The organism is Streptomyces hygroscopicus (assembly GCF_026168105.1).
In the GTDB taxonomy this organism is placed as follows: Bacteria; Actinomycetota; Actinomycetes; order Streptomycetales; family Streptomycetaceae; genus Streptomyces; species Streptomyces hygroscopicus_D.
The window spans coordinates 118,920-142,436 of sequence record NZ_LBMW01000012.1; the positions used below are offsets into that span (position 1 = coordinate 118,920).

The following is a 23,517-nucleotide window of genomic DNA, read 5'->3' on the forward strand; positions in this document are numbered from 1 at the left end:
TGTGAGACATGGCCGACCCCTCCAGCTACCGCCCCAAGCCGGGAGAGATCCCGGACTCCCCCGGGGTCTACAGGTTCCGTGACGAACACCGTCGGGTGATCTACGTCGGAAAGGCGAAGAGCCTGCGCCAGCGCCTGGCGAACTACTTCCAGGACCTGGCGAGCCTCCACCCGCGCACCCGCACCATGGTCACCACGGCGGCGTCCGTGGAGTGGACCGTGGTGTCCACGGAGGTCGAGGCCCTGCAGCTGGAGTACACCTGGATCAAGGAGTTCGACCCCCGGTTCAACGTCAAGTACCGCGACGACAAGAGCTACCCCTACCTTGCGGTGACGATGAACGAGGAGTTCCCGCGCGTCCAGGTGATGCGCGGCCAGAAGCGCAAGGGCGTACGGTACTTCGGGCCGTACGGGCACGCGTGGGCGATCCGTGACACCGTGGACCTGCTGCTGCGCGTCTTCCCCGTGCGCACCTGCTCGGCCGGCGTCTTCAAGAACGCCGAGCGCACGGGCCGCCCCTGTCTGCTCGGCTACATCGGCAAGTGCTCCGCGCCCTGCGTCGGCCGGATCTCCCCCGAGGACCACCGTGAACTGGCCGACGAGTTCTGCGACTTCATGGCCGGCCGCACGGGGACGTACCTCCGCCGTCTGGAGAAGCAGATGACGGAGGCGGCCGAGGAGATGGAGTACGAGCGGGCCGCCCGCCTGCGCGACGACATCGAGGCCCTGAAGAAGGCCATGGAGAAGAGCGCGGTCGTGCTCACCGACGCGACCGACGCCGACCTCGTCGCCGTCGCCGAGGACGAGCTGGAGGCGGCCGTACAGATCTTCCATGTGCGCGGCGGACGCGTGCGCGGCCAGCGAGGCTGGGTCACCGACAAGGTCGAGGACGTCACCACCGGCGCCCTCGTCGAGCACGCCCTCCAGCAGCTCTACGGCGAGGAGACGGGCGATTCCGTGCCCAAGGAGGTCCTCGTCCCGGCGCTGCCCGACCCCATAGAACCGGTCCAGGACTGGCTCACCGGCCGCCGCGGGTCGAACGTGTCGCTCCGCATCCCGCAGCGCGGCGACAAGAAGGCACTGATGGAGACCGTGCAGCGCAACGCCCAGCAGGCGCTCGCGCTCCACAAGACCAAGCGCGCCTCCGACCTGACCACTCGCTCGCGCGCCCTGGAGGAGATCGCCGGGGCCCTTGAGCTGGACAGCGCCCCGCTCAGGATCGAGTGCTACGACATCTCGCACCTGCAGGGCGAGGACGTCGTGGCCTCCATGGTCGTCTTCGAGGACGGGCTCCAGCGCAAGAGCGAGTACCGCCGCTTCCAGATCAAGGGCTTCGCCGGTCAGGACGACGTCCGGTCGATGCACGAGGTGATCACCCGCCGCTTCCGGCGTTATCTCGCTGAGAAGGAGAAGACGGGGGAGTGGGCCGACGGTGACGTGCTGACGGAGGAGGACGGGCGGCCCAGGCGGTTCGCCTACCCACCGCAGCTCGTCGTGGTCGACGGTGGGCAGCCGCAGGTCGCGGCGGCCAAGAGGGCCCTGGACGAGCTCGGCATCGACGACATCGCCGTGTGCGGCCTCGCCAAGCGTCTGGAGGAGGTCTGGCTGCCGGAGGAGGACGATCCGGTGGTCCTGCCCCGCACGAGTGAGGGCCTGTACCTGCTCCAGCGCGTCCGGGACGAGGCGCACCGCTTCGCGATCACCTACCAGCGTGCCAAGCGGGGCAAGCGTCTGAGGTCGGGCCCCTTGGACGAGGTGCCGGGTCTCGGCGAGGGCCGCAAACTGGCGCTGATCAAGCACTTCGGCTCGGTGAAGAAGCTGCGGTCCGCGACAATCGACCAGATTCAGGAGGTCCCCGGTATCGGCCGCAAGACGGCCGAGACAATCGCCGTGGCCCTCGCCCGGGCGGTCCCGCCCGCACCCGCCGTGAACACGGCGACTGGAGAGATCATGGAAGAGGAGGAACCCGGGACATCGGCGGGTTCCCCCGGGGCACCCGTGTCTGCGGGCGCCCCGGACGAACGACGGGGGCAGGAGACATGAGCGAGCACGAACGGCGCACGGAAGAACGCTCGGCACAGGGCCCGGCCGCCCACAAGGAGACGGGCGACGATCGGGCGCGACAGCACGCGGCCCAGGAAAACGGAGCACAGGTGAGTACGGGCATCGAAACAGCCGGGGTCCCCGACGCGGCGATCCCCGAATTGGTGATCATCTCCGGCATGTCCGGCGCCGGCCGCTCGACGGCCGCCAAGTGTCTGGAGGACCTCGGCTGGTTCGTCGTCGACAACCTGCCGCCCGCGCTGATCCCGACCATGGTGGAACTGGGCGCGCGCTCCCAGGGCAACGTGGCCCGGATCGCGGTCGTCGTCGACGTCCGCGGCAGACGTTTCTTCGACAACCTCCGCGAGTCCCTGGCGGACCTGGAGGCGAAGAACGTCACGCGGCGGATCGTCTTCCTGGAGTCCTCCGACGAGGCCCTGGTACGCCGCTTCGAATCCGTCCGCCGTCCCCACCCCCTCCAGGGCGACGGCCGTATCGTCGACGGCATCGCCGCCGAGCGCGAGCTGCTGCGCGAGCTGCGTGGCGACGCCGACCTCGTCATCGACACCTCCAGCCTCAACGTGCACGAACTGCGCGCCAAGATGGACGCCCAGTTCGCCGGCGAGGAGGAGCCCGAGCTGCGGGCCACCGTCATGTCCTTCGGGTTCAAGTACGGCCTCCCGGTCGACGCCGACCTGGTCGCGGACATGCGCTTCCTGCCCAACCCGCACTGGGTCCCGGAGCTGCGCCCGTACACCGGTCTGAACGAGGAGGTGGCCGCGTACGTGTTCAACCAGCCCGGGGCCAAGGAGTTCCTCGACCGTTACGCCGAGCTGCTGCGGCTCATCGCGGCCGGATACCGCCGCGAGGGCAAGCGCTACGTGACCATCGCCATCGGTTGTACCGGCGGCAAGCACCGCTCCGTCGCCATGTCCGAGAAGCTCGCCGCCCGTCTGGCCGCCGAGGGAGTGGAGACCGTGGTCGTACACCGGGACATGGGGCGCGAGTGACTGGACGTGCTCTGCGGCTTAGCAGGCTGCGCCGGGTGGTGCCCGAGGGGCGCGGGGGCGCACCCGCCGAGGCCCGCGGCGGCCGGGCGCGCCGCCGTGGCGCCCAGCCCAAGGTGGTCGCCCTCGGCGGCGGCATGGGCCTGTCCGCCTCGCTCGCCGCGCTGCGCCGGATCACCGGCGACCTCACCGCCGTCGTCACCGTCGCCGACGACGGCGGCTCCAGCGGCCGACTCCGCGACGAGCTGGGTGTGCTGCCGCCGGGCGATCTGCGCAAGGCGCTGGCCGCGCTGTGCGGCGACGACGACTGGGGCCAGACCTGGGCCCGCGTCATCCAGCACCGCTTCCAGTCGAAGGGCGACCTGCACGAGCACGCGGTCGGCAACCTCCTCATCGTCGCGCTGTGGGAGCAACTCGGCGATCACGTCCAGGCGCTCGACCTGGTGGGGCGGCTCCTGGGCGCCCACGGACGTGTCCTGCCCATGTCCGCCGTGCCCCTGGAGCTCCAGGCGCTGGTCAAGGGGCACGACCCGGAGCGTCCGGACGAGGTGGGCACCGTACGGGGGCAGGCGACCGTCGCGCTCACCCCGGGCGAGGTGCAGTCCGTGCACCTGGTACCACCCGACCCGCCCGCCGTCCCCGAGGCCGTGGCCGCGGTCCTGGACGCCGACTGGGTGGTGCTCGGGCCCGGCTCCTGGTTCTCCTCGGTGATCCCTCACCTGCTTGTGCCCGAGCTCCTGGACGCCCTCGTGGAGACCAAGGCGCGCCGGGTGCTCTCCTTGAACCTCACGCCGCAGCCCGGAGAAACCGAGGGCTTCTCCCCGCAGCGTCATTTGGAGGTTTTGGGACGACACGCCCCTAAACTCGCCCTGGACGTGGTGCTGGCCGACCGGGCTGCCGTGCCCGACAGCGCCTCGCTGACCGAGGCCGCCAAGCGGTTCGGTGCCGCGGTCGAGCTGGCGCCGGTGGCCCGTACCGACGGGTCCCCGCGGCACGACCCGGAGCTGTTGGCCGCCGCGTACGACCGTATTTTTCGGATGCATGGAAGGATCGGCCCATGGCGATGACGGCAGCGGTGAAGGACGAGATCTCCCGGCTTCCCGTCACCCGGACCTGCTGCAGAAAGGCGGAGGTCTCGGCGATCCTGCGGTTTGCGGGCGGACTTCACCTGGTCAGCGGCCGTATCGTGATCGAGGCGGAGCTGGACACGGCCATGGCGGCCCGGCGTCTGAAGCGGGACATCCTGGAGATCTTCGGCCACAGCTCCGAACTGATCGTGATGGCGCCCGGCGGTCTGCGCCGCGGCTCCCGTTATGTGGTGCGCGTGGTCGCGGGCGGGGACCAGCTGGCCCGGCAGACCGGCCTCGTCGACGGCCGGGGCTGGCCGATCCGGGGTCTTCCCCCGCAGGTGGTCTCGGGGGCCACCTGTGACGCCGAGGCGGCCTGGCGCGGCGCGTTCCTGGCGCACGGCTCGCTGACGGAGCCCGGGCGCTCGTCCTCCCTCGAGGTGACCTGCCCCGGTCCGGAGGCCGCGCTCGCCCTGGTCGGCGCCGCCCGCCGGCTGTCCATCGCCGCGAAGGCCCGCGAGGTCCGGGGTGTGGACCGCGTGGTGGTCCGGGACGGGGACGCGATCGGCGCGCTGCTCACCCGCCTCGGCGCGCACGAGTCCGTGCTTGCCTGGGAGGAACGCCGGATGCGCCGCGAGGTCCGGGCCACGGCGAACCGTCTGGCCAACTTCGACGACGCCAATCTGCGCCGCTCGGCCCGTGCCGCCGTCGCCGCCGGGGCGCGGGTCGCCAGGGCCCTGGAGATCCTCGGTGACGAGGTCCCCGAGCACCTCGCGGCCGCGGGCCGTCTGCGCATGGAGCACAAGCAGGCCTCCCTGGAGGAGCTGGGTGCCCTCGCCGACCCGCCGCTGACCAAGGACGCGGTCGCGGGCCGTATCCGCCGTCTGCTGGCGATGGCCGACAAGCGTGCCGCGGACCTCGGGATCCCGGGCACGGAGTCCAACCTCACGGAGGAGATGGCGGACAACCTCGCGGGGTGACGGACCGAGCCCCAGCACGCCGGTGCCGACGCACAACAGGGCTGTCGGCACCGGCGTTTGTCTGTCTTTGAGGCGCCCTTGACTCGATCATGAACTGACATGAACCTGGCAATCTGTTCGCCGCTGTGGCGAACCACCGCTAGGGGGGTTCATGAGACACAGAGCGAGATCGATCCTCGCAGTCGGCGCACTCCTGCTCGGTGGAGCGGGCCTTGCACCCATGGCCCAGGCGCAGCCCGGAGGTTCGTCGAGGCCCGACCCGGACGAGGTGAAGGTCTTCCGGGCCGACGTCACCCAGAGGCAACTACCCCTGCTGCTCGAGGCCGGACAGGACGGCCATGAACTGGGCGAGCAGGTGGCCGCGCACGGCTCCTCCACCGTCGAGGTCTACCTCACCGACCGGCAGGCCAAGAGCCTGCAGAAGCAGGGGGTCGCCCTCACCGAGCACGCGCTTTCCACCAAGGCCGAGACGCGGGTCGAGAACGCCGCGCAGGGCGTGTTCCGCCCTTACAGCGGCAAGGGCGGTCTCAAGGAGGAGATCGTCAGCACCGGCCGGACCCACCCCGACCTCACCAAGGTCGTCTCCATCGGCAAGACCCTGGGCGGCAAGGACATCCTCGCGCTCAAGCTGACCAGGAACGCCAAGAAGTCCAAGGACGGCTCCAAGCCCTCCGTGCTGTATCTGTCCAACCAGCACGCGCGTGAGTGGATCACACCGGAGATGACCCGCCGGCTGATGCACTACTACCTGGACAACTACGCGACGGACAAACGCATCAAGAAGATCGTCGACTCCACCGAGCTGTGGTTCGTCCTGTCGGCCAATCCCGACGGCTACGACTACACCTTCAAGAACTCCGGCACCCGCCTGTGGCGCAAGAACCTGCGGGACGTCAACGGCGACGGCGTCATCGGCGTCGGAGACGGCGTCGACCTCAACCGCAACTTCGCCTACAAGTGGGGCTACGACAACGAGGGTTCCTCACCCGACCCCACCAGCGAGACCTACCGCGGCGCACGCCCCGAGTCCGAGCCCGAGACACGCGCGCTCGACACCTTCGAGAAGCGCATCGGGTTCACCTACGGCATCAACTACCACTCCGCCGCTCAGCTGCTCCTCTACGGCGTCGGCTGGCAGGTGGCCACGCCGACCCCCGACGACGTCCTCTACAAGGCGCTCGCCGGAACCCCCGACACCCCGGCCATCCCGGGATATCGCTCACAGGTCTCCTCGGAGCTGTACACGACGAACGGCGAGGCGGACGGCCACGCGTCGAACGTCAACGGCATGGCGATGTTCACCCCCGAGATGTCGACCTGCCAGACGGCGTCGAACGTCGACCCCAACGATGCCTGGAACGCGTCCGACTGCCGGTCGGTCTTCAATTTCCCCGACGACGAGAAGCTGATCGAGCAGGAATTCGAGAAGAACATCCCGTTCGCGCTCTCCGTCGCCGAGACGGCGCCCCACCCCGACCAGCCGTCATCCCCGGTCGGCATCGACGCACCGGACTTCACCCCCGCCGCGTTCCCGACGTCGTACGCGCGCGGCGCCGACCAGGAGGTCTCGGTCGTCGTACGGAAGTCCGTGCGCGACAAGGAACTCAAGTACCGCGTCAACGGCGGCCGTACGCAGGACATGGCGCTCAGGCCCTGGAAGGGCGGTGAGACGTACGGCGGTGACGACAACCTCTACTTCGACGAGTACCGGGCCAAGGTGAAGGACGGCGACCCGGGCGACAAGGTCGAGGTCTGGTTCACCGGCGAAAACAGGGGCGGCAAGAAGACGTCCAGCCCGCACTTCACCTACACCGTGGCCGAGCGGGCGCGGGCGGACATTCTGGTGGTCGCCGAGGAGGGCGCCAAGGCCACCCAGGCCCAGATCTATCTCGATGCCCTGAGGGCCGGCGGCCGAAAAGCCGTCCTCTGGGACGTCGCCACCCAGGGCGCGCCCGACGCGCTCGGCGTGCTGGACCACTTCAGGACGGTCGTCCACTACACGGGCGCGAGCATCCCCGGCAGCGCCACCCAGCTGCAGCTGCGCGCCTTCCTCAACGAGGGCGGCAGGCTGATAGAGGCGGGCGAGCAGGCCGGCGGCGCCGTCGACCTCGGCCGCGGCACGCTCTCCGACGACTTCAGCCAGTACTACCTGGGCGCCTACTCGCGTACGTCGACCTCGGGGGCCACCGGCTTCAGCGGCTCCGGCAGGCTGAGCGGCTTCGCGGGGCCACTGGGTGCCGCGCCCGGCAACCCCCTGGACAAGGCGGGCATGTACGGCGTCACCTCGGACGAGCTGCCCGTCGCGCAGTACCCCCGGTTCGCGAGCGCCGGGGCGGGCCGGTTCGCCGGGATCGTCAATCCGTACGGGCCGTACGCGGGCTCCTACATGGCCGCCGCCGTCCACACCGACGACGCCTACAAGCGGTTGACCCGCTCCATCGACCTCACCAAGGTGAGCGCCGCCGACAGGCCCACCCTGCGCGCCCACATGCTGTGGGACACCGAGCCCGGCTACGACCATGCCGTGGTCGAGGTCCACACCGCCGGGGCCGACGACTGGACGACGCTGCCGGAGTCCGGCGGGGCCACCAGTGACGCGGTGCCGGCGGGCTGCGCGGCAGGGTTCCTCGTCGGGGAGCACCCCTGGCTCAAGCACTATCTGACCGTGGCGTCGGGCGGCTGCACCGCGGCCGGCGCCACCGGCACGTGGCACAGCCTCACCGGCTCCTCGGGCGGCTGGCGGCAGGTGAACTTCGACCTCAGCGCGTACGCCGGGAAGACGGTCGAGGTCTCGCTGAGCTACATCACCGACCCCGGTACGGGCGGCCACGGTGTCCTCGCCGACGACGCCTCGCTCGTGGTCGGCGGCACGGCCACCGGGACCGAGGGCTTCGAGACGTCCCTCGGCGCGTGGAGGGTGGCGGGCCCACCCCCGGGAAGTCCGGCCGTCCTCAAGGACTGGGCGCGCACGGGAGAGCTGTTCAGGACGTACGGAGCGGTCACCACGGACCGGACCGTGCTGCTGGGCTTCGGGCTGGAGCACCTCGCGTCGGGGGCCGACCGGACGGCCCTGATCAGGAAGGCACTCGCCGCGCTCGGCGGCTGACGCCGCGCAGTCAATGGCAGTTGGTTCCGTATCACCGGAAGGAGTGATCGGGCCCTCGCGCAAGGGCGGTCCGTACCCCTACTGGCGGGTACGGGCCGCCCGTCCGAGTATGAGGCATCTCGATGTCACTACGGCGGCCTCCGGAGGGTAGGGTCGTAGGCGGTCGGGGACATCCCAAATAGAGCTCGCCGGCGTCGAAACCGGCGTACCAACGAGGAGATCGGTTCGTGACGATCCGCGTAGGCATCAACGGCTTTGGCCGCATCGGTCGTAACTACTTCCGCGCGCTGCTGGAGCAGGGTGCAGACATCGAGATCGTGGCTGTCAACGACCTGGGTGACACCGCGACCACCGCCCACCTGCTGAAGTACGACACCATCCTGGGCCGCCTCAAGCAGGAGGTCTCCCACACCGCCGACACGATCACCGTCGACGGCCGCACCATCAAGGTGCTGTCCGAGCGCAACCCGGCCGACATCCCGTGGGGCGAGCTGGGCGTCGACATCGTCATCGAGTCGACCGGCATCTTCACCAAGCGCGAGGACGCCGCGAAGCACCTCGCCGGCGGCGCGAAGAAGGTCCTGATCTCGGCTCCGGCCAAGGACGAGGACATCACCATCGTCATGGGTGTCAACCAGGACAAGTACGACGCGGCGAACCACCACGTCATCTCCAACGCCTCCTGCACCACCAACTGTGTGGCTCCGATGGCGAAGGTCCTCGACGAGAACTTCGGCATCGTCAAGGGTCTGATGACCACGGTGCACGCGTACACGAACGACCAGCGCATCCTGGACTTCCCGCACAAGGATCTGCGCCGCGCCCGTGCCGCCGCCGAGAACATCATCCCGACCACCACCGGTGCCGCGAAGGCCACCGCCCTGGTGCTCCCGCAGCTCAAGGGCAAGCTGGACGGCATCGCCATGCGGGTCCCGGTCCCGACCGGCTCCGTCACCGACCTGGTCGTCGAGCTCGGCCGCGAGGTCACCAAGGAAGAGGTCAACGCCGCCTTCCAGAAGGCCGCCGAGGGCGAGCTCAAGGGCCTCCTCGACTACACCGAGGACCCGATCGTCTCCTCCGACATCGTCAACGCGCCGGCGTCCTGCACCTTCGACTCCTCCCTGACCATGGTCCAGGAGGGCAAGAACGTGAAGGTCATCGGCTGGTACGACAACGAGTGGGGCTACTCCAACCGTCTCGTCGACCTGACGGTCTTCGTCGGCAACCAGCTCTGATCGCCGAAGCAGGCACCTCGATGTGAGAACAGGGCTCGGGCAGCGCGTGGTCGCGCCGCCCGGGCCCTGACTCACGTACGGCGAGCCGGCCCGGTGTACCCGGGGGCGGCTCGCGTGCAGATCGACCGGCCCTCGTACGATCAAGAGCCCTTTCCCAGGAGTCCCCCTATGAAGACGATCGACGAACTTCTCTCCGACGGCGTGGACGGCAAGCGGGTCTTCGTCCGCGCCGACCTCAACGTGCCGCTGGCCGACGGTGTGATCACCGACGACGGCCGCATCCGCGCCGTGCTGCCCACCGTCAAGGCCCTCACCGACGCGGGTGCCAAGGTGGTCGTCGCCTCGCACCTGGGCCGCCCCAAGGGCGCCCCGGACCCCGCCTTCTCGCTGCTGCCGGCCGCCGAGCGCCTCGGTGAACTCCTGGGCGCCCCCGTGGCCTTCGCCCAGGACACCGTCGGCCCCGCCGCCCATGACGCCGTCGACGGCCTCGAGCCCGGCCAGGTCGCGGTCATCGAGAACCTGCGCTTCAACCCCGGCGAGACCTCCAAGGACGACACCGAGCGCGGCGAGTTCGCCGACCAGCTCGCCGCCCTCGCCGACGTGTACGTGAGCGACGGCTTCGGCGCGGTCCACCGCAAGCACGCCTCCGTGTACGACCTCCCGGCCCGTCTGCCGCACTACGCCGGCTACCTCATCGCGACCGAGGTCGGTGTCCTGAAGAAGCTCACCGAGGACCTCAAGCGGCCGTACGTCGTCGTGCTGGGCGGCGCCAAGGTCTCCGACAAGCTGGCCGTCATCGACCAGCTGCTCGGCAAGGCCGACCGTCTGCTGATCGGCGGCGGCATGGCCTACACCTTCCTCAAGGCCAAGGGCTACGAGGTCGGCAAGTCCCTCCTGCAGGAGGACCAGATCCCGGCCGTCAGGGAGTACATCGAGCGCGCCGAGAAGACCGGCGTCGAGCTGCTGCTGCCCGTGGACGCGCTGGTCGCGCCCGACTTCCCGGACCTGAAGACCAAGGCCCCGGCGCATCCGACGGTCGTCGCCGCGGACGCGATCCCGGCCGACCAGGAGGGCCTGGACATCGGCCCGGAGACCCGCAAGCTGTACGCCTCGAAGCTCGCCGACGCGGCCACCGTCTTCTGGAACGGTCCCATGGGCGTCTTCGAGCACCCCGACTACGCCGAGGGCACCAGGGCCATTGCCCAGGCTCTGATCGACTCCCCGGCCTTCACGGTCGTCGGCGGCGGCGACTCCGCCGCGGCCGTGCGCCAGCTGGGCTTCGACGAGTCGGCATTCGGCCACATCTCGACCGGGGGCGGCGCCTCCCTCGAATACCTCGAGGGCAAGACGCTCCCCGGACTCGCCGCACTGGAGGACTGACCTAGATGAGCACGCGCACGCCGCTGATGGCGGGCAACTGGAAGATGAACCTCAACCACCTCGAGGCCATCGCGCACGTCCAGAAGCTCGCCTTCGCCCTCGCGGACAAGGACTACGAGGCCGTCGAGGTCGCCGTCCTGCCGCCCTTCACCGACCTGCGCTCCGTGCAGACCCTGGTCGACGGCGACAAGCTCAAGATCAAGTACGGTGCCCAGGACGTCTCGGCGCACGAGTCCGGCGCCTACACCGGCGAGATCTCCGCGTCGATGCTGGCCAAGCTGAAGTGCACCTTTGTGGTGATCGGTCACTCCGAGCGACGGCAGTACCACGGCGAGACCGACGAGCTGGTGAACGCCAAGGCCAAGGCCGCATTCAAGCACGGACTGACCCCGATCCTGTGTGTCGGCGAGGAGCTGGAGGTCCGCGAGGCCGCCGAGCATGTCGGGCACACGCTCGGTCAGCTCGAGGGCGGTCTGAAGGACCTGCCGGCCGAGCAGGTCGAGACGATCGTGATCGCGTACGAGCCCGTTTGGGCCATCGGCACCGGAAAGGTCTGCGGCTCCGACGACGCCCAGGAAGTCTGCTCGGCGATCCGCGGCAAGATCGCCGATCTGTACTCGCAGGACGTGGCCGACAAGGTCCGCATCCAGTACGGCGGCTCGGTGAAGTCGGGCAATGTCGCCGAGATCATGGCGAAGCCTGACATCGACGGCGCCCTGGTCGGCGGCGCCTCGCTGGACGCGGACGAGTTCGTCAAGATCGTCCGTTTCCGGGAGCAGTGATCAGCACTCCCGGGCGGTCCTCCACGTCATGAGTATGCGGTAGGGGCGATCCGTCGTACCCTTGCGGGGGCTGGTGGCGTTTTCGATATGCGGCTCCGCCGCGTGGCCACCGGCCCCCGTCGTCCATCCGAGTCCGAGGAAGTTGGTCCAGCCGTGGTTTTGGGGTTCTCGATCGCCCTGATCGTCTTCAGCCTGCTGCTGATGCTGCTGGTGCTGATGCACAAGGGGAAGGGCGGCGGCCTCTCCGACATGTTCGGTGGCGGCATGCAGTCCTCCGTCGGCGGCTCCTCGGTCGCCGAGCGCAACCTCGACCGGATCACCATCGTGATCGGTGTGCTCTGGCTTGCGTGCATCGTGGTGCTGGGCATCCTGATGAAGGTCAACCACTAGCGCCGGCCTTAACCGGCATATCGCACATTGGGCACGTAACGCCCCATGTCCGGTACGGGTCTTCGGACGCGGCCTATCATGGGGCGTGCGTCTGGGGGCGGGGGTAACTCCCATCACTGGACGCGCGTTGGGCCTTACGTAGACTGAGGCGCTCGCAGCGAAGCGAAACGCCGACGAGTTTCGCGGCACCATCACGCAGGGAGTTACGACCGTGGCAAGTGGCAACGCGATCCGAGGAAGCCGGGTCGGGGCGGGGCCGATGGGCGAGGCCGAGCGCGGCGAGTCCGCGCCGCGTCTGCGCATCTCCTTCTGGTGCTCCAACGGGCACGAGACGCAGCCCAGCTTCGCCAGCGACGCGCAGGTTCCCGACACCTGGGACTGCCCGCGCTGCGGCTTTCCGGCCGGTCAGGACCGGGACAACCCGCCGGACCCGCCGCGCACCGAGCCCTACAAGACGCACCTCGCGTATGTCCGGGAGCGGCGCAGCGACGCGGACGGCGAGGCGATCCTCGCCGAGGCGCTCGCCAAACTGCGGGGCGAAATCTAGAAGTTGAGTCCAGTCGGGTGCCTTCTGGCGCCCGGCCGGTCGCGTTCGGTGCGCCCCCGGCCGTGGGTGGCCCGTGAGGGTGCCCGGCTGTGCCCGAACTCGCGGTTTCCCCTGCTCAGCACGATTGTCAGTGGTGCCCTTTACGGTTTGTGCATCGGCGAATCGTGAGGGGGGACGATGACAACGGTCGAGGTGGCGGACGTCTTACGGCGGCCCGCGTGGCGTGGGGGATTCGCGCGGCTGTGGACCGCCGGAGTTTCCTCGCTCGGGGACGCGCTGCGTACGGCCGCGCTGACCCTGCTCGCGGATCGCATGCCGCACCGGACGCCTCCGCGCGCTGATCCTGGCCGGAAGGTCCGGACGGCGTGCCTGCCGCTCATGGGGGCCGTCCGCGACCTGGGCGCCCTGCTCGTCGCATTGCTGCTGCTCGGCGCCATGACGATGGTGTGGAACGTCAACCAGGTCACGATGACGCGGCATCGGGGCCCCGAGTCAATGCTGGGGCGCATCGCCTCCGCCTTCCGCACGGCCTCGACCTCCGGAGCCCCGCTCGGCGCCCTCCTCGGCGGATCGATGGCACGGGTGTACGGGTTGAACGAGCCGGCGCTGCTCGCAGCCGTGCTCTTCGGGCTCGCCGTCACCTCGTTGACAACCGTACGCAAGCCGGACGTACCTGTTGTTGCGCCGGACGACGGCGTGACAAGAGGTCACCCCACCCTCTGATCAATTAGGTTGGGACCGGCAGCGGGGCGAGGTACGCAGCAGCACAGGCAAGGAAGAAGGCTGAAGTCCGAGATGAACGCAGACAGCCGTACCAGGCTCAACCAGACGCCCGAGTGGGCCGCGCTGGCCAAGCACCGCGAGGAGCTCGGCGAAGTGCACCTGCGCGACCTGTTCGCGGCGGACCCCGGACGCGGCAGCGGGTACACGCTGCAGGTCGGTGACCTGCACATCGACTACTCCAAGCACCGGGTCACCGACGAGACGCTGCGGCTGCTGCGCGAGCTGGCCGCCGCTCGGGACGTGTTCGGCCTCAGGGACGCCATGTTCCGCGGTGAGAAGATCAACACCACCGAGAACCGCGCAGTCCTGCACACCGCGCTGCGCGCCCCGCGTGACGCGGTGATCGAGGTCGACGGGGAGAACGTCGTCCCCAAGGTGCACGCGGTCCTGGACAAGATGGCCGCCTTCAGTGAGCGTGTCCGCTCGGGCGAGTGGACCGGGCACACCGGCAAGCGCATCAAGAACGTGATCAACGTCGGCATCGGCGGCTCCGACCTGGGTCCGGCCATGGCCTACGAGGCGCTGAGCGCCTTCACCGACCGCGGTCTGACGGTCCGCTTCGTGTCGAACGTCGACGGTGCCGATCTGCACGAGGCCACCCGCGACCTCGACGCCGCCGAGACGCTGTTCATCGTCGCTTCGAAGACGTTCACCACGATCGAGACGATCACCAACGCGACGTCGGCGCGCCAGTGGCTGCTGACGGAGCTGAAGGCCGGTCAGGAGGCCGTGGCCAAGCACTTCGTGGCCGTTTCGACGAACGCCGAGAAGGTCGCGGAGTTCGGCATCGACACGGCCAACATGTTCGAGTTCTGGGACTGGGTCGGCGGCCGCTACTCGTACGACTCGGCGATCGGGCTGTCCCTGATGATCGCCATCGGCCCGGACCGCTTCCGTGAGATGCTCGACGGATTCCATCTCGTCGACGAGCACTTCCGCACCGCCCCCGCCGAGTCCAACGTGCCGCTGCTGCTCGGCCTGCTGGGCATCTGGTACGACAATTTCCACGACGCCCAGACGCACGCCGTCCTCCCGTACTCGCACTACCTGTCCAGGTTCACCGCGTATCTCCAGCAGCTCGACATGGAGTCCAACGGCAAGTCCGTGGACCGGGACGGCCGTGAGGTCGAATGGCAGACCGGGCCGGTCGTGTGGGGTACGCCGGGCACCAACGGCCAGCACGCCTACTTCCAGCTGATCCACCAGGGCACCAAGCTGATCCCGGCCGATTTCATCGGCTTCGCGAACCCGGTCGCCGAGCTCAGCGACGAGCTGAAGGCGCAGCACGACCTGCTGATGGCGAACTTCTTCGCCCAGACCCAGGCGCTGGCCTTCGGCAAGACCGCCGACGAGGTGCGCGCGGAGGGCGTGCCGGAGGAGCTGGTGCCGCACAAGACGTTCAGGGGCAACCGGCCGACGACCACGATCCTCGCCAAGGACCTCACCCCCTCGGTCCTCGGCCAGCTGGTCGCGCTCTACGAGCACAAGGTGTTCGTCCAGGGCGCGGTCTGGAACATCGACTCCTTCGACCAGTGGGGCGTCGAGCTCGGCAAGGTCCTGGCCAAGCGTGTCGAGCCCGCGCTCACCGAGGGCGCCGCGGTGGAAGGCCTGGACGGGTCGACCAAGGCTCTCGTCGCCAAGTACCGGGAGCTGCGCGGCCGTTAGCCTCGGCGGACGGGAAGGGGACGGTGTGGACCGCCGCCCCTTCCCGGAGCCGCACCTGCTCCCCGCTCGGAACACCGGTTCGGAACACCGTGTTCGGAACACCCTGTTGGGGTCGGCTCGCTCGGGTCACCCTGTCCCGGCCAGTCCGCTCGGGCCACCCAGTCCCGGCCGGTTCGCTCGGGTCACCCTGTCCCGGCCAGTCCGTTCGGAACACCGTGTTCCGGGAGCCCGCCGCTCGGGCCACCGTGTTCAGGCCGCCCCACTCGGTACATCACGCTCGGCGGACCCGCGGCTCAGGCCACCGCGCTCAGGGTGTCCGCGAGCCTGCGGCGAGCCGCCCGGGAGGCGGGCAGGGCGGCGAGGGCGGCGGCGCCCAGCACGGCCGCGGCACCGAACAGCAGCAGGAGGACCGGGGAGGGGCCCTGGGCCAGTCCGGCGCCGATACCGCTGGACCGGCCCTGGACGTCGATCAGCCAGTGGGCGAGGGGAATTCCCAGCGCCGTGCCGACGCAGACAGCGGCCAGTGCCGTGCAGGCGGTGGCGGTGACGGTGATACCCGTGATCTGCCGCGGGGACAGACCGATCGCCTTGAGCGCCAGCAGATCCCGCTCGCTCTCACGGATGGTGCCGCCGATCGCGGTCAGCAGCTCGATGAGTCCGATGAGCGCGAGAACGGCGATCAGCCCCAGGACCACTCCGCGTAGCGGTGAGAGCCCGTCCGCCGGATTTGTGATGGGATGCACATCCAGATGTCCCGGCGCGGCCGTGGCCAGCTCGCCCGCGACCTGGTGCGGATCGGCGCCGGGCCGGAGGCGGAGCTGGTAGAGGGTGGGACGCAGCTGAGGGTCGTTCTCCGTCAGCGTGTCGAGCGAGGTGGAGATGACCCGCCCGGCGTTCTCCGGCTCGATGCTGCGGCCCACGATGTGCAGGATCTGCGGCTGGTCACCCACCGTCATCCGCACCCAGTCGCCGACGCGCACGTCCAGCAGATCGAGCAGCCCCTGGCCGGCCACCGCCTCGTCGGGACCCAGGGCGGGACGGCCCTCGGCGACGGCGTAGGGGTACGGGTCCTGGCGTGTGCCCAGGCCGCGCAGGGCGATCGTGGCCGTCTGACCCGGGACCAGGGCCGCCACCTCGACGCCCGGGTAGGCGGCTGCGACCTGCGGATTCTTCTCCAGCAGGGAGTGTGCTGCCTGCTCGCCGAGATCGCCGTCGGGGCGCACGGTGAGGGACGCGAGGCCCATCTGCTCGGGTCTGCTGTGGAAGCTGTCGATGGTGGTCCATGCGCTCATCGCCACCACGATCAGCAGCAGCGGCAGCGCCAGCCGGGCGATCGTGGCCACCGACCGGGGACGGCGCGTGAACGCCTTGTGCCAGCCCAGGACCAAAGCGGGTGGCAGCCGCAGTCCGAGGGCCCTGCGCGCCGGGCCCGAGAGCCGGCCGGACGGCGCCGCCGCGGGCCGAGGCACCGGTACCGGAGGCACCCGCCCCGCTCGCCAGGCCGCGAGCCCGGTGGTGGCTGCGATGAACAGCACGGCGCCCACCGGTACCGCGAACAGCGCCACGGTGTGCCCGGGCAGCCCCTGCCATACGCCGACCGCGTCCCCGAGGCGCCCCGGGATGTAGCGGCCCAGCCCTTGCGTGAGGGCCCCGGCGGCCAGCGCGCCCAGCAGAGCGTAGGCCACATGCTGGAGGAGGAAGATCCGGACGACCTGGCCGGGCGTGAAACCGATCGCCTTCAGGACCGATATGTCCCGCAGATGGCCCCGGATGCGGGTGCCGATCGCTCCGTGCACGGCGAACCCGGCGGCGACGAGCGCGCCCAGTCCGAACAGGGCCAGTACCTGACCAAACAGCCGGTTGTCGCCCTGCGCCTCGGCCCGCGCCTGTTGCCACGTCGAGACCTCGGTGACCGCGCCGGCACCCAGCATGGTGACGGCGCGCTGGACGATGTAGTCCGTGTCACCGGGGTCGGCCAGGCGCAGTCCGGTCACCTGGCCGCCGGGGTGGCGCACCGCGGACGGCAGCGCCCAGACGAGCCCCGGCTGTTCGCCGGGGCGGTAGCGGGGCTCGGCGCTGTCGGCGATGCCCACGACGGTCAGCGTCCGGGCCGTGCCGACGAGTGTCAGGGTGTCCCCGGGTTCGGCCAGCAGCGCCCGGGCGAGCCGGGTCTCCAGCACCACGCCCCCGGGGCGCGCAGGGTCCAGCCAGTGGCCCGAGGTCAGCAGCGGTCGTCCGACGGTGGGGCGCTGGTCGGTGGCGCGCAGTTCGACGGTGGCGCGGGTGCCTCGGGAGGCGAGGGTCCCGGACTCGGTGGCGTAGGGGCCGGCGACGGATTCGACGCCGTCCAGTGCGGCGAGCTTGGCCGGGGCGGCGGACGGACCGGTGTGGATCCACACATGTGCGCCGCGCGCCTGGGTGAAGACCCGCTGCCAGGGGTTGGTCGCATACCCGAAGAGCGCCGTCGCCAGCAGCAGCGAGACGACGATGCCGGCGGTGGCGAGCACGATGAACAGTGCCTCGCCGCGATGAGTCCGAAGATCGGAGTGCGCCCAGCGCAGGGTGGCCCGCACGGCGTCAGCCTCTCGGCTCGCGCGGGGCGCGGGGGGTCGCCCTCGGAAGTTCGTACACCGCGGATCAGTCCTTCAGCTCCAGCACGCCGGATATCCCGCTCCGGCGCGGCGACGCGCCGTCCAGCTCCGCGTCGTCGGCGATCCGGCCGTCGAAGAAGCTGATCACCCGGTCGGCGGCGCTCGCCAGCCGGGCGTCGTGGGTGACCAGCACGATGGTCTGGCCGCGCTGGTGGAAGCGGGACAGCAGCCGCATCACCTCACGGGTGCCCTTGCTGTCGAGGCTGCCCGCGGGCTCGTCGGCGAGCAGCAGCGGCGGATGGTTGACCAGGGCCCGGGCCAGCGCGACCCGCTGCTGCTCGCCGCCGGACAGCTCGCCCGGCATGCTGCGCTCCTTGCCCGCGAGGCCCAGCTCGGCCAGCAACTCCTCCCGCGCGGCGCGTGCCTGCTTCGGCGGGGCCCCGGCGAGCAGCGCGGGCAGCTCGACGTTGTCCGCGACCGACAGGTTGGAGACCAGGTTGAAGAACTGGAAGACGATCCCGATGCGCTTCCTGCGCTCCACGGCCCAGCGCGCCTCGGTGTAGGAGTCGGTGCAATCGCCGTCCAGCCAGATGCTGCCGTCGTCCGGCCGCTGCAGCCCGCCCAGCAGATGCAGCAGCGTCGACTTCCCGGCACCGGACGGGCCGGTGACGGCCACGAATTCGCCCCGCGCCACACGCAGGTCGACCCCGCGCACGGCATGGGCGGGCGCACCTTCGCCGTGGTGGGTCTTGACCAGGCCTTCGGCGCGCAGCAGAGGAGTGGGGTGGTCGTTCACTCCAGCTCCTCCAGTTCCTCCTGGCACCGCTCCAGCCAGTCGAGGTCGGCCTGCAGGTGCAGCATCGCGCCCTCGATCAGCAACTGGGCGATACGGTTGTCGCGGTCTTCGGCGGCGGCCAGTTTCGACAGGTCGCGCATGGTGTTCAGGTACTGGCGCCGTTGTTTGTTGATCAGGGCGATCTGGTCGGCGAGACCGGTCTGCGGGGCGAGCGCCAGTTTCATGAAGAACTCGTCCCGTACCCGTGGCTCGTCCGCCGCCTCCTCGTACCAGGCGCGCAGCGCCTCCCGCCCGGCCTCGGTGAGGTGGTAGATCTTCTTGTTGGGTCGGCTGGACTGCTCGACCTCCTCGCCTTCGATCAGTCCCGTCTTCTCGAGGCGGCCGAGGGTGACGTAGATCTGGCCGACATTCGGCTGAGGGTACGCGGCCCCCAGCAGTTGCTCAAGGTCCTGCTTGAGCTCGTAGCCATGGGCCGGGCCGCGTGCGAGGAGTGCCAGGAGGGGCAGGCGCACTCGTGCTTTCCTCCTCGGGTCCTCGTATTGTGCTCCAGGCCCTAGTATCGCTCATACCTAACAGGTATACATGGCCTCTGACCCCGGGCGAAGGTGCCCGGCGCCGGTGTACAGGGAGGAACCTATGCGGTGGATACACGCCGCCGGTAGGGGCCTCCTCGCCCTCGCGGTGGTGCTGACCGGTTACATCGCCTCGGGTGCCCGTGCCGACGACGCCATCGCGGGTGGCCGCGGACCGCTCACCCTGGCCACCGCCGGTGACCTGACCGGCTACCTCGGCCCGCTCCTCGACGGCTGGAATCGTACCCATCCCGGTGAGAAGGTCACGCTCGTCGAGCTCCCGGACTCCGCCGACGAGACCCATGCGCAGATGACCACCGATCTGCGCGGCGGCGACCGCAGCAGGTTCGACGTCCTCAACATCGATGTCGCCTGGACCTCCGAGTTCGCGGCGGCAGGCTGGATCCGCCCGCTGCCGCGCGACCGTTTCCCGCTGAAGAGCTTCCTGCCGCCGGTGGTCGACACGGCCACCTACAACGGGCAGCTGTACGCGGTCCCCTACGTCACCAACGCCGGCCTGCTCCTGTACCGCAAGGACATCCTCGACAAAGAGGGTGTCCGGCCGCCGCGCACCTGGGCCGAACTGGAGCGGGACGCGAAGACCATCGCCCCCAAGTACGGACTCGACGGGTATGCGGGCCAGTTCCTGCCGTACGAGGGCCTCACGGTCAACGCGGCCGAGGCGGTGTACTCGGCGGGCGGCACGATCCTGGGCGACGAGGGCGAGCGCGTCACCGTGAACTCGGCCGCGGCCCGAGAGGGCATCGGGTTCCTGGCCCGCGGTGTGCACGAGGGCTGGATCCCGAGGAAGGCGCTGACGTACAAGGAGGAGGAGTCCAAACAGGACTTCCAGGACGGCCATCTGCTCTTCCTGCGCAACTGGCCGTATGCGTACGCCGTCGCCTCCGCCAGGGGGTCCAAGGTCGCGGGGAAGATCGGTGCCGTACCGCTGCCGGGACCGAACGGGCCGGGGACCAGCGTCCTCGGCGGCTCCAATCTGGCGGTCAACACGCATGCGCGGCATCCCGAGTCGGCCGCGCGTCTGATCGCGTACCTCACCAGCGAGCGCGTCCAGAGGCAGGTCCTCACGCGGGGCGCGCTGCCACCCGTACGCGCCGCGCTCTACGACGACCCTGGGCTGATACGGCAGTTCCCGTATCTGCCGACTCTGCGGGCGAGCGTCCTCGCGGCCGCACCGCGCCCCAAGAGCCCGCGCTACGACCAGGTCAGCCTGGCGGTGCAGGCTGTCGTCCACGATGCGCTGACCGGGCACGAGACGCCCGAGAGCGCGGTGCGGCGACTGGCGCGAGAGCTCGCCGCCATCTCCCAGCGCTAGCGGCGCTGGATCAGCACCAAGGTCCAGCATAGTTACTTGTTAGGTAACGCGGACATCTCATCTCGCCTCTGACTGCCCCCATATGTCCGGATATCATCCCCCAACTCTTCGGTAGTTTCGGTCTGTTCGTTGACACCTGTGCGACACGTCTACTTAACATGCATGCATAACCGTAAGCACGCACAGACAGGTCGACGGGGTGAGTCTCAAGCGCATCGACACCCACCGCTGGTGGCGCGACGCAGTGATCTACCAGGTGTACGTCCGCAGCTTTCTGGACAGCACCGGCGACGGCATCGGCGATCTCGCCGGGGTCAGGGCAGGGTTGCCGTACCTGAAGAAGCTCGGCGTCGACGGCGTCTGGCTCAGCCCCTTCTATCCCTCGCCCCAGCACGACCACGGATACGACGTGGCCGACTACTGCGACGTCGACCCGCTCTTCGGTGACCTCGCCGAGTTCGACCTGCTGGTGGCGGCCGCCCGGCGGCTGGGCATCAAGGTGCTCCTGGACATCGTCCCCAACCACTGCTCCAGCGAGCACCCGTGGTTCCGTGAGGCGCTCGCCTCCGCCCCCGGCAGCGCGGCCCGTGCCCGCTTCCACTTCGCCGAGGGCCGTGGTCCGGACGGCGCGGAGCCGCCCAACAACTGGCACGCCATGTTCGGCGGCCCGGCCTGGAGCCGCGTCACGGAGGCGGACGGCCGTCCCGGCCAGTGGTACCTGCACATGTTCACGCCCGAACAGCCCGACTGGAACTGGCGCGAACCCGAGGTCGCCGCCCACTTCGACGAGGTGCTCCGCTTCTGGCTGGACCGGGGCGTCGACGGCTTCCGCATCGACGTCGCCGCCGGCCTCTTCAAGCACCCGGACCTGCCCGACTCCCCGGACCCCGAGGCGGACGCGCGTACCCGGGACTCCGTCAACCCGCTCGCCTGGAACCAGCCCGAGGTGCACGACGTGTGGCGGCACTGGCGCGCGGTGTGCGAGGAGTACACGGCACAGGACGGCCGCGAACGCCTGCTGGTCGGCGAGGTCTCGGTCCCGACCGCGCGCGAGCACGCGAAGTACGTCCGCCAGGACGAACTCCACCAGGCCTTCTTCTTCGACCTGCTCAGCGCCCCCTGGAGCGCCGACGCCTTCCGCAAGGTCGTCTCCGAGGCCATGCAGGACATAGCCGGCACCGGCTCCACGGTCACCTGGGTCCTCAACAACCACGACCAGGTCCGCACCGTGACCCGCTACGGCGAGCTCCTCACCGAGGGCAGCGGCCTGGGCGCCGCCCGCGCCCGCGCTGCCGCGCTGCTGCTGCTGGCGCTGCCCGGGGCCGCGTACATCTACCAGGGCGAGGAACTGGGTCTGCCCGAGGTCGTGGACCTGCCCGACGACGTGCTCACCGACCCGATCTTCCGCCGTACCGGAAGCCGCGCCCGCATCCGCGACGGCTGCCGGGTGCCGCTGCCCTGGTCGGGGCAGGCCTCCCCGTTCGGCTTCACCTCCGGGGCCGAAGGGGCCAAACCGTGGCTGCCACAGCCGGAGTGGTTCGCCGAGCACGCCACCGACCGGGCCCTGGCCGACACCCGCTCCTTCTGGCACCTGTACCGCGACGGACTCCAGTTGCGTGCCGCGCTCCCTCAGCTGGGTGAGGGCTCGCTGCGCTGGCTGGACACCCCGCCGGGCGTCCTCGGATTCGTCCGCGGCGACGGTCTCGTCTGCGCCGTCAACTTCGGTACGGCTCCCACCCCGGCACCGGTCTCCGGAACCCCCCTGCTCGCCAGCGGCCCCTGCCCCCCTGGGGTGCTCGCCGGCTCCACGGCCGCCTGGTGGATCAGCGACGGCACCGACCTCTGACCACCACCGTCCGAAGCCCTCCCTACCCGTCAACTCCCCATCCTCCGAAGGGACATCAACGATGATGCGACGACGTACCACCTTGCTCACCGGCTGCACCGCACTCGTCCTGGCGCTCGGCGCGACCGCCTGTGGCGGCGGTCCGGTCTCCGCGGGCGGCGGCGACAAGGCGCTCAGCGGCCAGACCGTCACCGTGGCCGGTGTCTGGACCGGCAGTGAGCAGAAGAACTTCCAGAAGGTGCTGGACGCGTTCACCGCGAAGACCGGCGCCAAGACGCAGTTCGTGTCCACCGGCGACAACGTCTCCACCGTCGTCGGCAGCAAGATCGAGGGTGGTAACGCCCCCGACGTCGTGATGGTCCCGCAGGTGGGTGTGCTCCAGCAGTTCGCGAAGAAGGGCTGGCTCAAGCCCCTGTCGGGGACCACTCAGCAGACCGTGGACGCCGACTACGCAAGCGTGTGGAAGAAGTACGGCAGCGTCGACGGCAACCTCTACGGCCTGTACTTCAAGGCCGCTCACAAGTCGACGGTGTGGTACAGCCCCGACGCGCTGAACCAGGCCGGCGTCAAGCCGCCGAAGACGTTCGACGAGATGCTGAAGGCCGGACACACCGTCGCCGACTCGGGCCTCGCCGCCTTCGCGGTCGCCGGGCAGGACGGCTGGACGCTCACCGACTGGTTCGAGAACATCTACCTCTCCCAGGCCGGGCCCGAGAAGTACGACGCCCTTGCCGCCCACAAGCTCAAGTGGACCGACCCGACCGTGGTCAAGGCGCTCACCACGCTCGGCACGCTCTTCAAGGACAAGCAGCTGATCGCGGGCGGCCAGAAGGGGGCCCTCAACACCGACTTCCCGGGCTCGGTGGAGAAGGTCTTCGGGCCCAAGCCCGAGGCGGGCATGGTGTACGAGGGCGACTTCGTCGCCGGGGTCGCCCACGACCAGTTCGGCAAGACGATCGGCAAGGACGCCAACTTCTTCCCGTTCCCGGCGGTCGACGGCGGCACCGCGCCCGTGGTCAGCGGCGGTGACGCGGCGGTCGTCCTCAAGGACGGCAAGAATGCCGCGGCCGGGATGAAGCTCCTGGAGTACCTGGCGACCCCCGAGGCCGCGGCCGTCTGGGCGAAGGCGGGCGGCTTCCTGTCCCCGAACAAGAAGCTCGACCCCGCCTCCTACAGCGACGACGTGGCCCGCGCGACCGCGAAGTCCCTCATCGCCGCGGGGGACTCGGTCCGTTTCGACATGTCGGACCAGGCGCCCGCGGCCTTCGGCGGCACCAAGGGCGCCGGCGAGTGGAAGCTCCTTCAGGACTTCCTGAGTGACCCGTCCGACCCGAAGGGCACGGCGGCCAAGCTGGAGGACGCGGCGGCCAAGGCGTACGGGGGCTGACCCGA

General features: G+C 69.9%; 18 protein-coding genes. 15 read left to right on the top strand and 3 right to left on the bottom strand.

Annotated features, from left to right (window positions below; genetic code table 11):
* The first annotated feature begins 8 nt into the window (after positions 1 to 8).
* From uvrC to pgi, 12 genes are all read left to right on the top strand, one after another.
* Positions 9 to 2,042 carry an excinuclease ABC subunit UvrC gene (gene uvrC, locus AAW14_RS14780; protein ID WP_265564018.1) on the top strand — a complete coding sequence of 678 codons (2,034 nt, stop codon included), beginning with the start codon at positions 9 to 11 and terminating at the stop codon, positions 2,040 to 2,042.
* Positions 2,039 to 3,052, top strand: a complete 1,014-nt coding sequence (rapZ, locus tag AAW14_RS14785; RefSeq protein ID WP_265564020.1) for an RNase adapter RapZ — start codon at positions 2,039 to 2,041, stop codon at positions 3,050 to 3,052. The genes uvrC and rapZ overlap by 4 nt, the downstream gene beginning before the upstream one ends.
* A complete protein-coding gene (locus AAW14_RS14790) occupies positions 3,049 to 4,116 on the top strand; it encodes a gluconeogenesis factor YvcK family protein (RefSeq protein ID WP_265564022.1) in 1,068 nt (355 codons plus the stop codon). Before rapZ ends, AAW14_RS14790 begins: the two co-directional genes overlap by 4 nt.
* Positions 4,107 to 5,096, top strand: a complete 990-nt coding sequence (whiA, locus tag AAW14_RS14795; RefSeq protein ID WP_265564025.1) for a DNA-binding protein WhiA — start codon at positions 4,107 to 4,109, stop codon at positions 5,094 to 5,096. The genes AAW14_RS14790 and whiA overlap by 10 nt, the downstream gene beginning before the upstream one ends.
* A gap of 151 nt (positions 5,097 to 5,247) precedes the next feature.
* Positions 5,248 to 8,202, top strand: coding sequence for a M14 family metallopeptidase (locus tag AAW14_RS14800; protein ID WP_265564027.1), 2,955 nt, complete (start codon positions 5,248 to 5,250; stop codon positions 8,200 to 8,202).
* Positions 8,203 to 8,429: 227 nt separating this feature from the next.
* Complete coding sequence (gap, locus tag AAW14_RS14805; protein ID WP_265564029.1) at positions 8,430 to 9,437, top strand: type I glyceraldehyde-3-phosphate dehydrogenase; 1,008 nt, start codon at positions 8,430 to 8,432, stop codon at positions 9,435 to 9,437.
* 168 nt (positions 9,438 to 9,605) lie between these two features.
* Positions 9,606 to 10,817 (top strand): phosphoglycerate kinase, encoded by a 1,212-nt coding sequence (locus AAW14_RS14810; protein WP_265564031.1) that lies wholly within the window; start codon positions 9,606 to 9,608, stop codon positions 10,815 to 10,817.
* Positions 10,818 to 10,822: 5 nt separating this feature from the next.
* A complete protein-coding gene (tpiA, locus tag AAW14_RS14815; RefSeq protein WP_265564032.1) occupies positions 10,823 to 11,599 on the top strand; it encodes a triose-phosphate isomerase in 777 nt (258 codons plus the stop codon).
* A gap of 153 nt (positions 11,600 to 11,752) precedes the next feature.
* Positions 11,753 to 11,989, top strand: coding sequence for a preprotein translocase subunit SecG (gene secG, locus AAW14_RS14820; protein WP_265564034.1), 237 nt, complete (start codon positions 11,753 to 11,755; stop codon positions 11,987 to 11,989).
* A 211-nt stretch (positions 11,990 to 12,200) separates the two neighbouring features.
* Positions 12,201 to 12,536, top strand: a complete 336-nt coding sequence (locus AAW14_RS14825; RefSeq protein ID WP_003957010.1) for an RNA polymerase-binding protein RbpA — start codon at positions 12,201 to 12,203, stop codon at positions 12,534 to 12,536.
* 177 nt (positions 12,537 to 12,713) lie between these two features.
* Complete coding sequence (locus tag AAW14_RS14830; RefSeq protein WP_265564036.1) at positions 12,714 to 13,259, top strand: hypothetical protein; 546 nt, start codon at positions 12,714 to 12,716, stop codon at positions 13,257 to 13,259.
* A 72-nt stretch (positions 13,260 to 13,331) separates the two neighbouring features.
* Positions 13,332 to 14,984, top strand: a complete 1,653-nt coding sequence (gene pgi, locus AAW14_RS14835; RefSeq protein ID WP_265564038.1) for a glucose-6-phosphate isomerase — start codon at positions 13,332 to 13,334, stop codon at positions 14,982 to 14,984.
* A 293-nt stretch (positions 14,985 to 15,277) separates the two neighbouring features.
* Here the strand turns inward: pgi and AAW14_RS14840 are convergent, their stop codons facing one another.
* The 3 genes from AAW14_RS14840 to AAW14_RS14850 all read right to left on the bottom strand — a co-directional run bounded on the left by AAW14_RS14840 (position 15,278) and on the right by AAW14_RS14850 (position 18,883).
* Positions 15,278 to 17,557 carry an ABC transporter permease gene (locus tag AAW14_RS14840; protein WP_265564040.1) on the bottom strand — a complete coding sequence of 760 codons (2,280 nt, stop codon included), beginning with the start codon at positions 17,555 to 17,557 and terminating at the stop codon, positions 15,278 to 15,280.
* Positions 17,558 to 17,621: 64 nt separating this feature from the next.
* A complete protein-coding gene (locus AAW14_RS14845; protein ID WP_265564043.1) occupies positions 17,622 to 18,371 on the bottom strand; it encodes an ABC transporter ATP-binding protein in 750 nt (249 codons plus the stop codon).
* Entirely contained in the window at positions 18,368 to 18,883 is a 516-nt protein-coding gene (locus AAW14_RS14850) for a PadR family transcriptional regulator (protein WP_265564044.1), read from the bottom strand. Before AAW14_RS14850 ends, AAW14_RS14845 begins: the two co-directional genes overlap by 4 nt.
* A 124-nt stretch (positions 18,884 to 19,007) precedes the next feature.
* Between AAW14_RS14850 and AAW14_RS14855 the strand changes: the two genes are divergently transcribed.
* From AAW14_RS14855 to AAW14_RS14865, 3 genes are all read left to right on the top strand, one after another.
* Positions 19,008 to 20,279: an ABC transporter substrate-binding protein gene (locus tag AAW14_RS14855; RefSeq protein ID WP_265564046.1), complete on the top strand. Its 1,272-nt coding sequence runs from the start codon at positions 19,008 to 19,010 to the stop codon at positions 20,277 to 20,279.
* A gap of 199 nt (positions 20,280 to 20,478) precedes the next feature.
* Complete coding sequence (locus AAW14_RS14860) at positions 20,479 to 22,125, top strand: alpha-amylase family glycosyl hydrolase (protein WP_265564048.1); 1,647 nt, start codon at positions 20,479 to 20,481, stop codon at positions 22,123 to 22,125.
* Between the two features lie 61 nt (positions 22,126 to 22,186).
* Positions 22,187 to 23,512 (top strand): ABC transporter substrate-binding protein, encoded by a 1,326-nt coding sequence (locus AAW14_RS14865; protein ID WP_265564050.1) that lies wholly within the window; start codon positions 22,187 to 22,189, stop codon positions 23,510 to 23,512.
* The last annotated feature ends 5 nt before the right edge of the window (positions 23,513 to 23,517 follow it).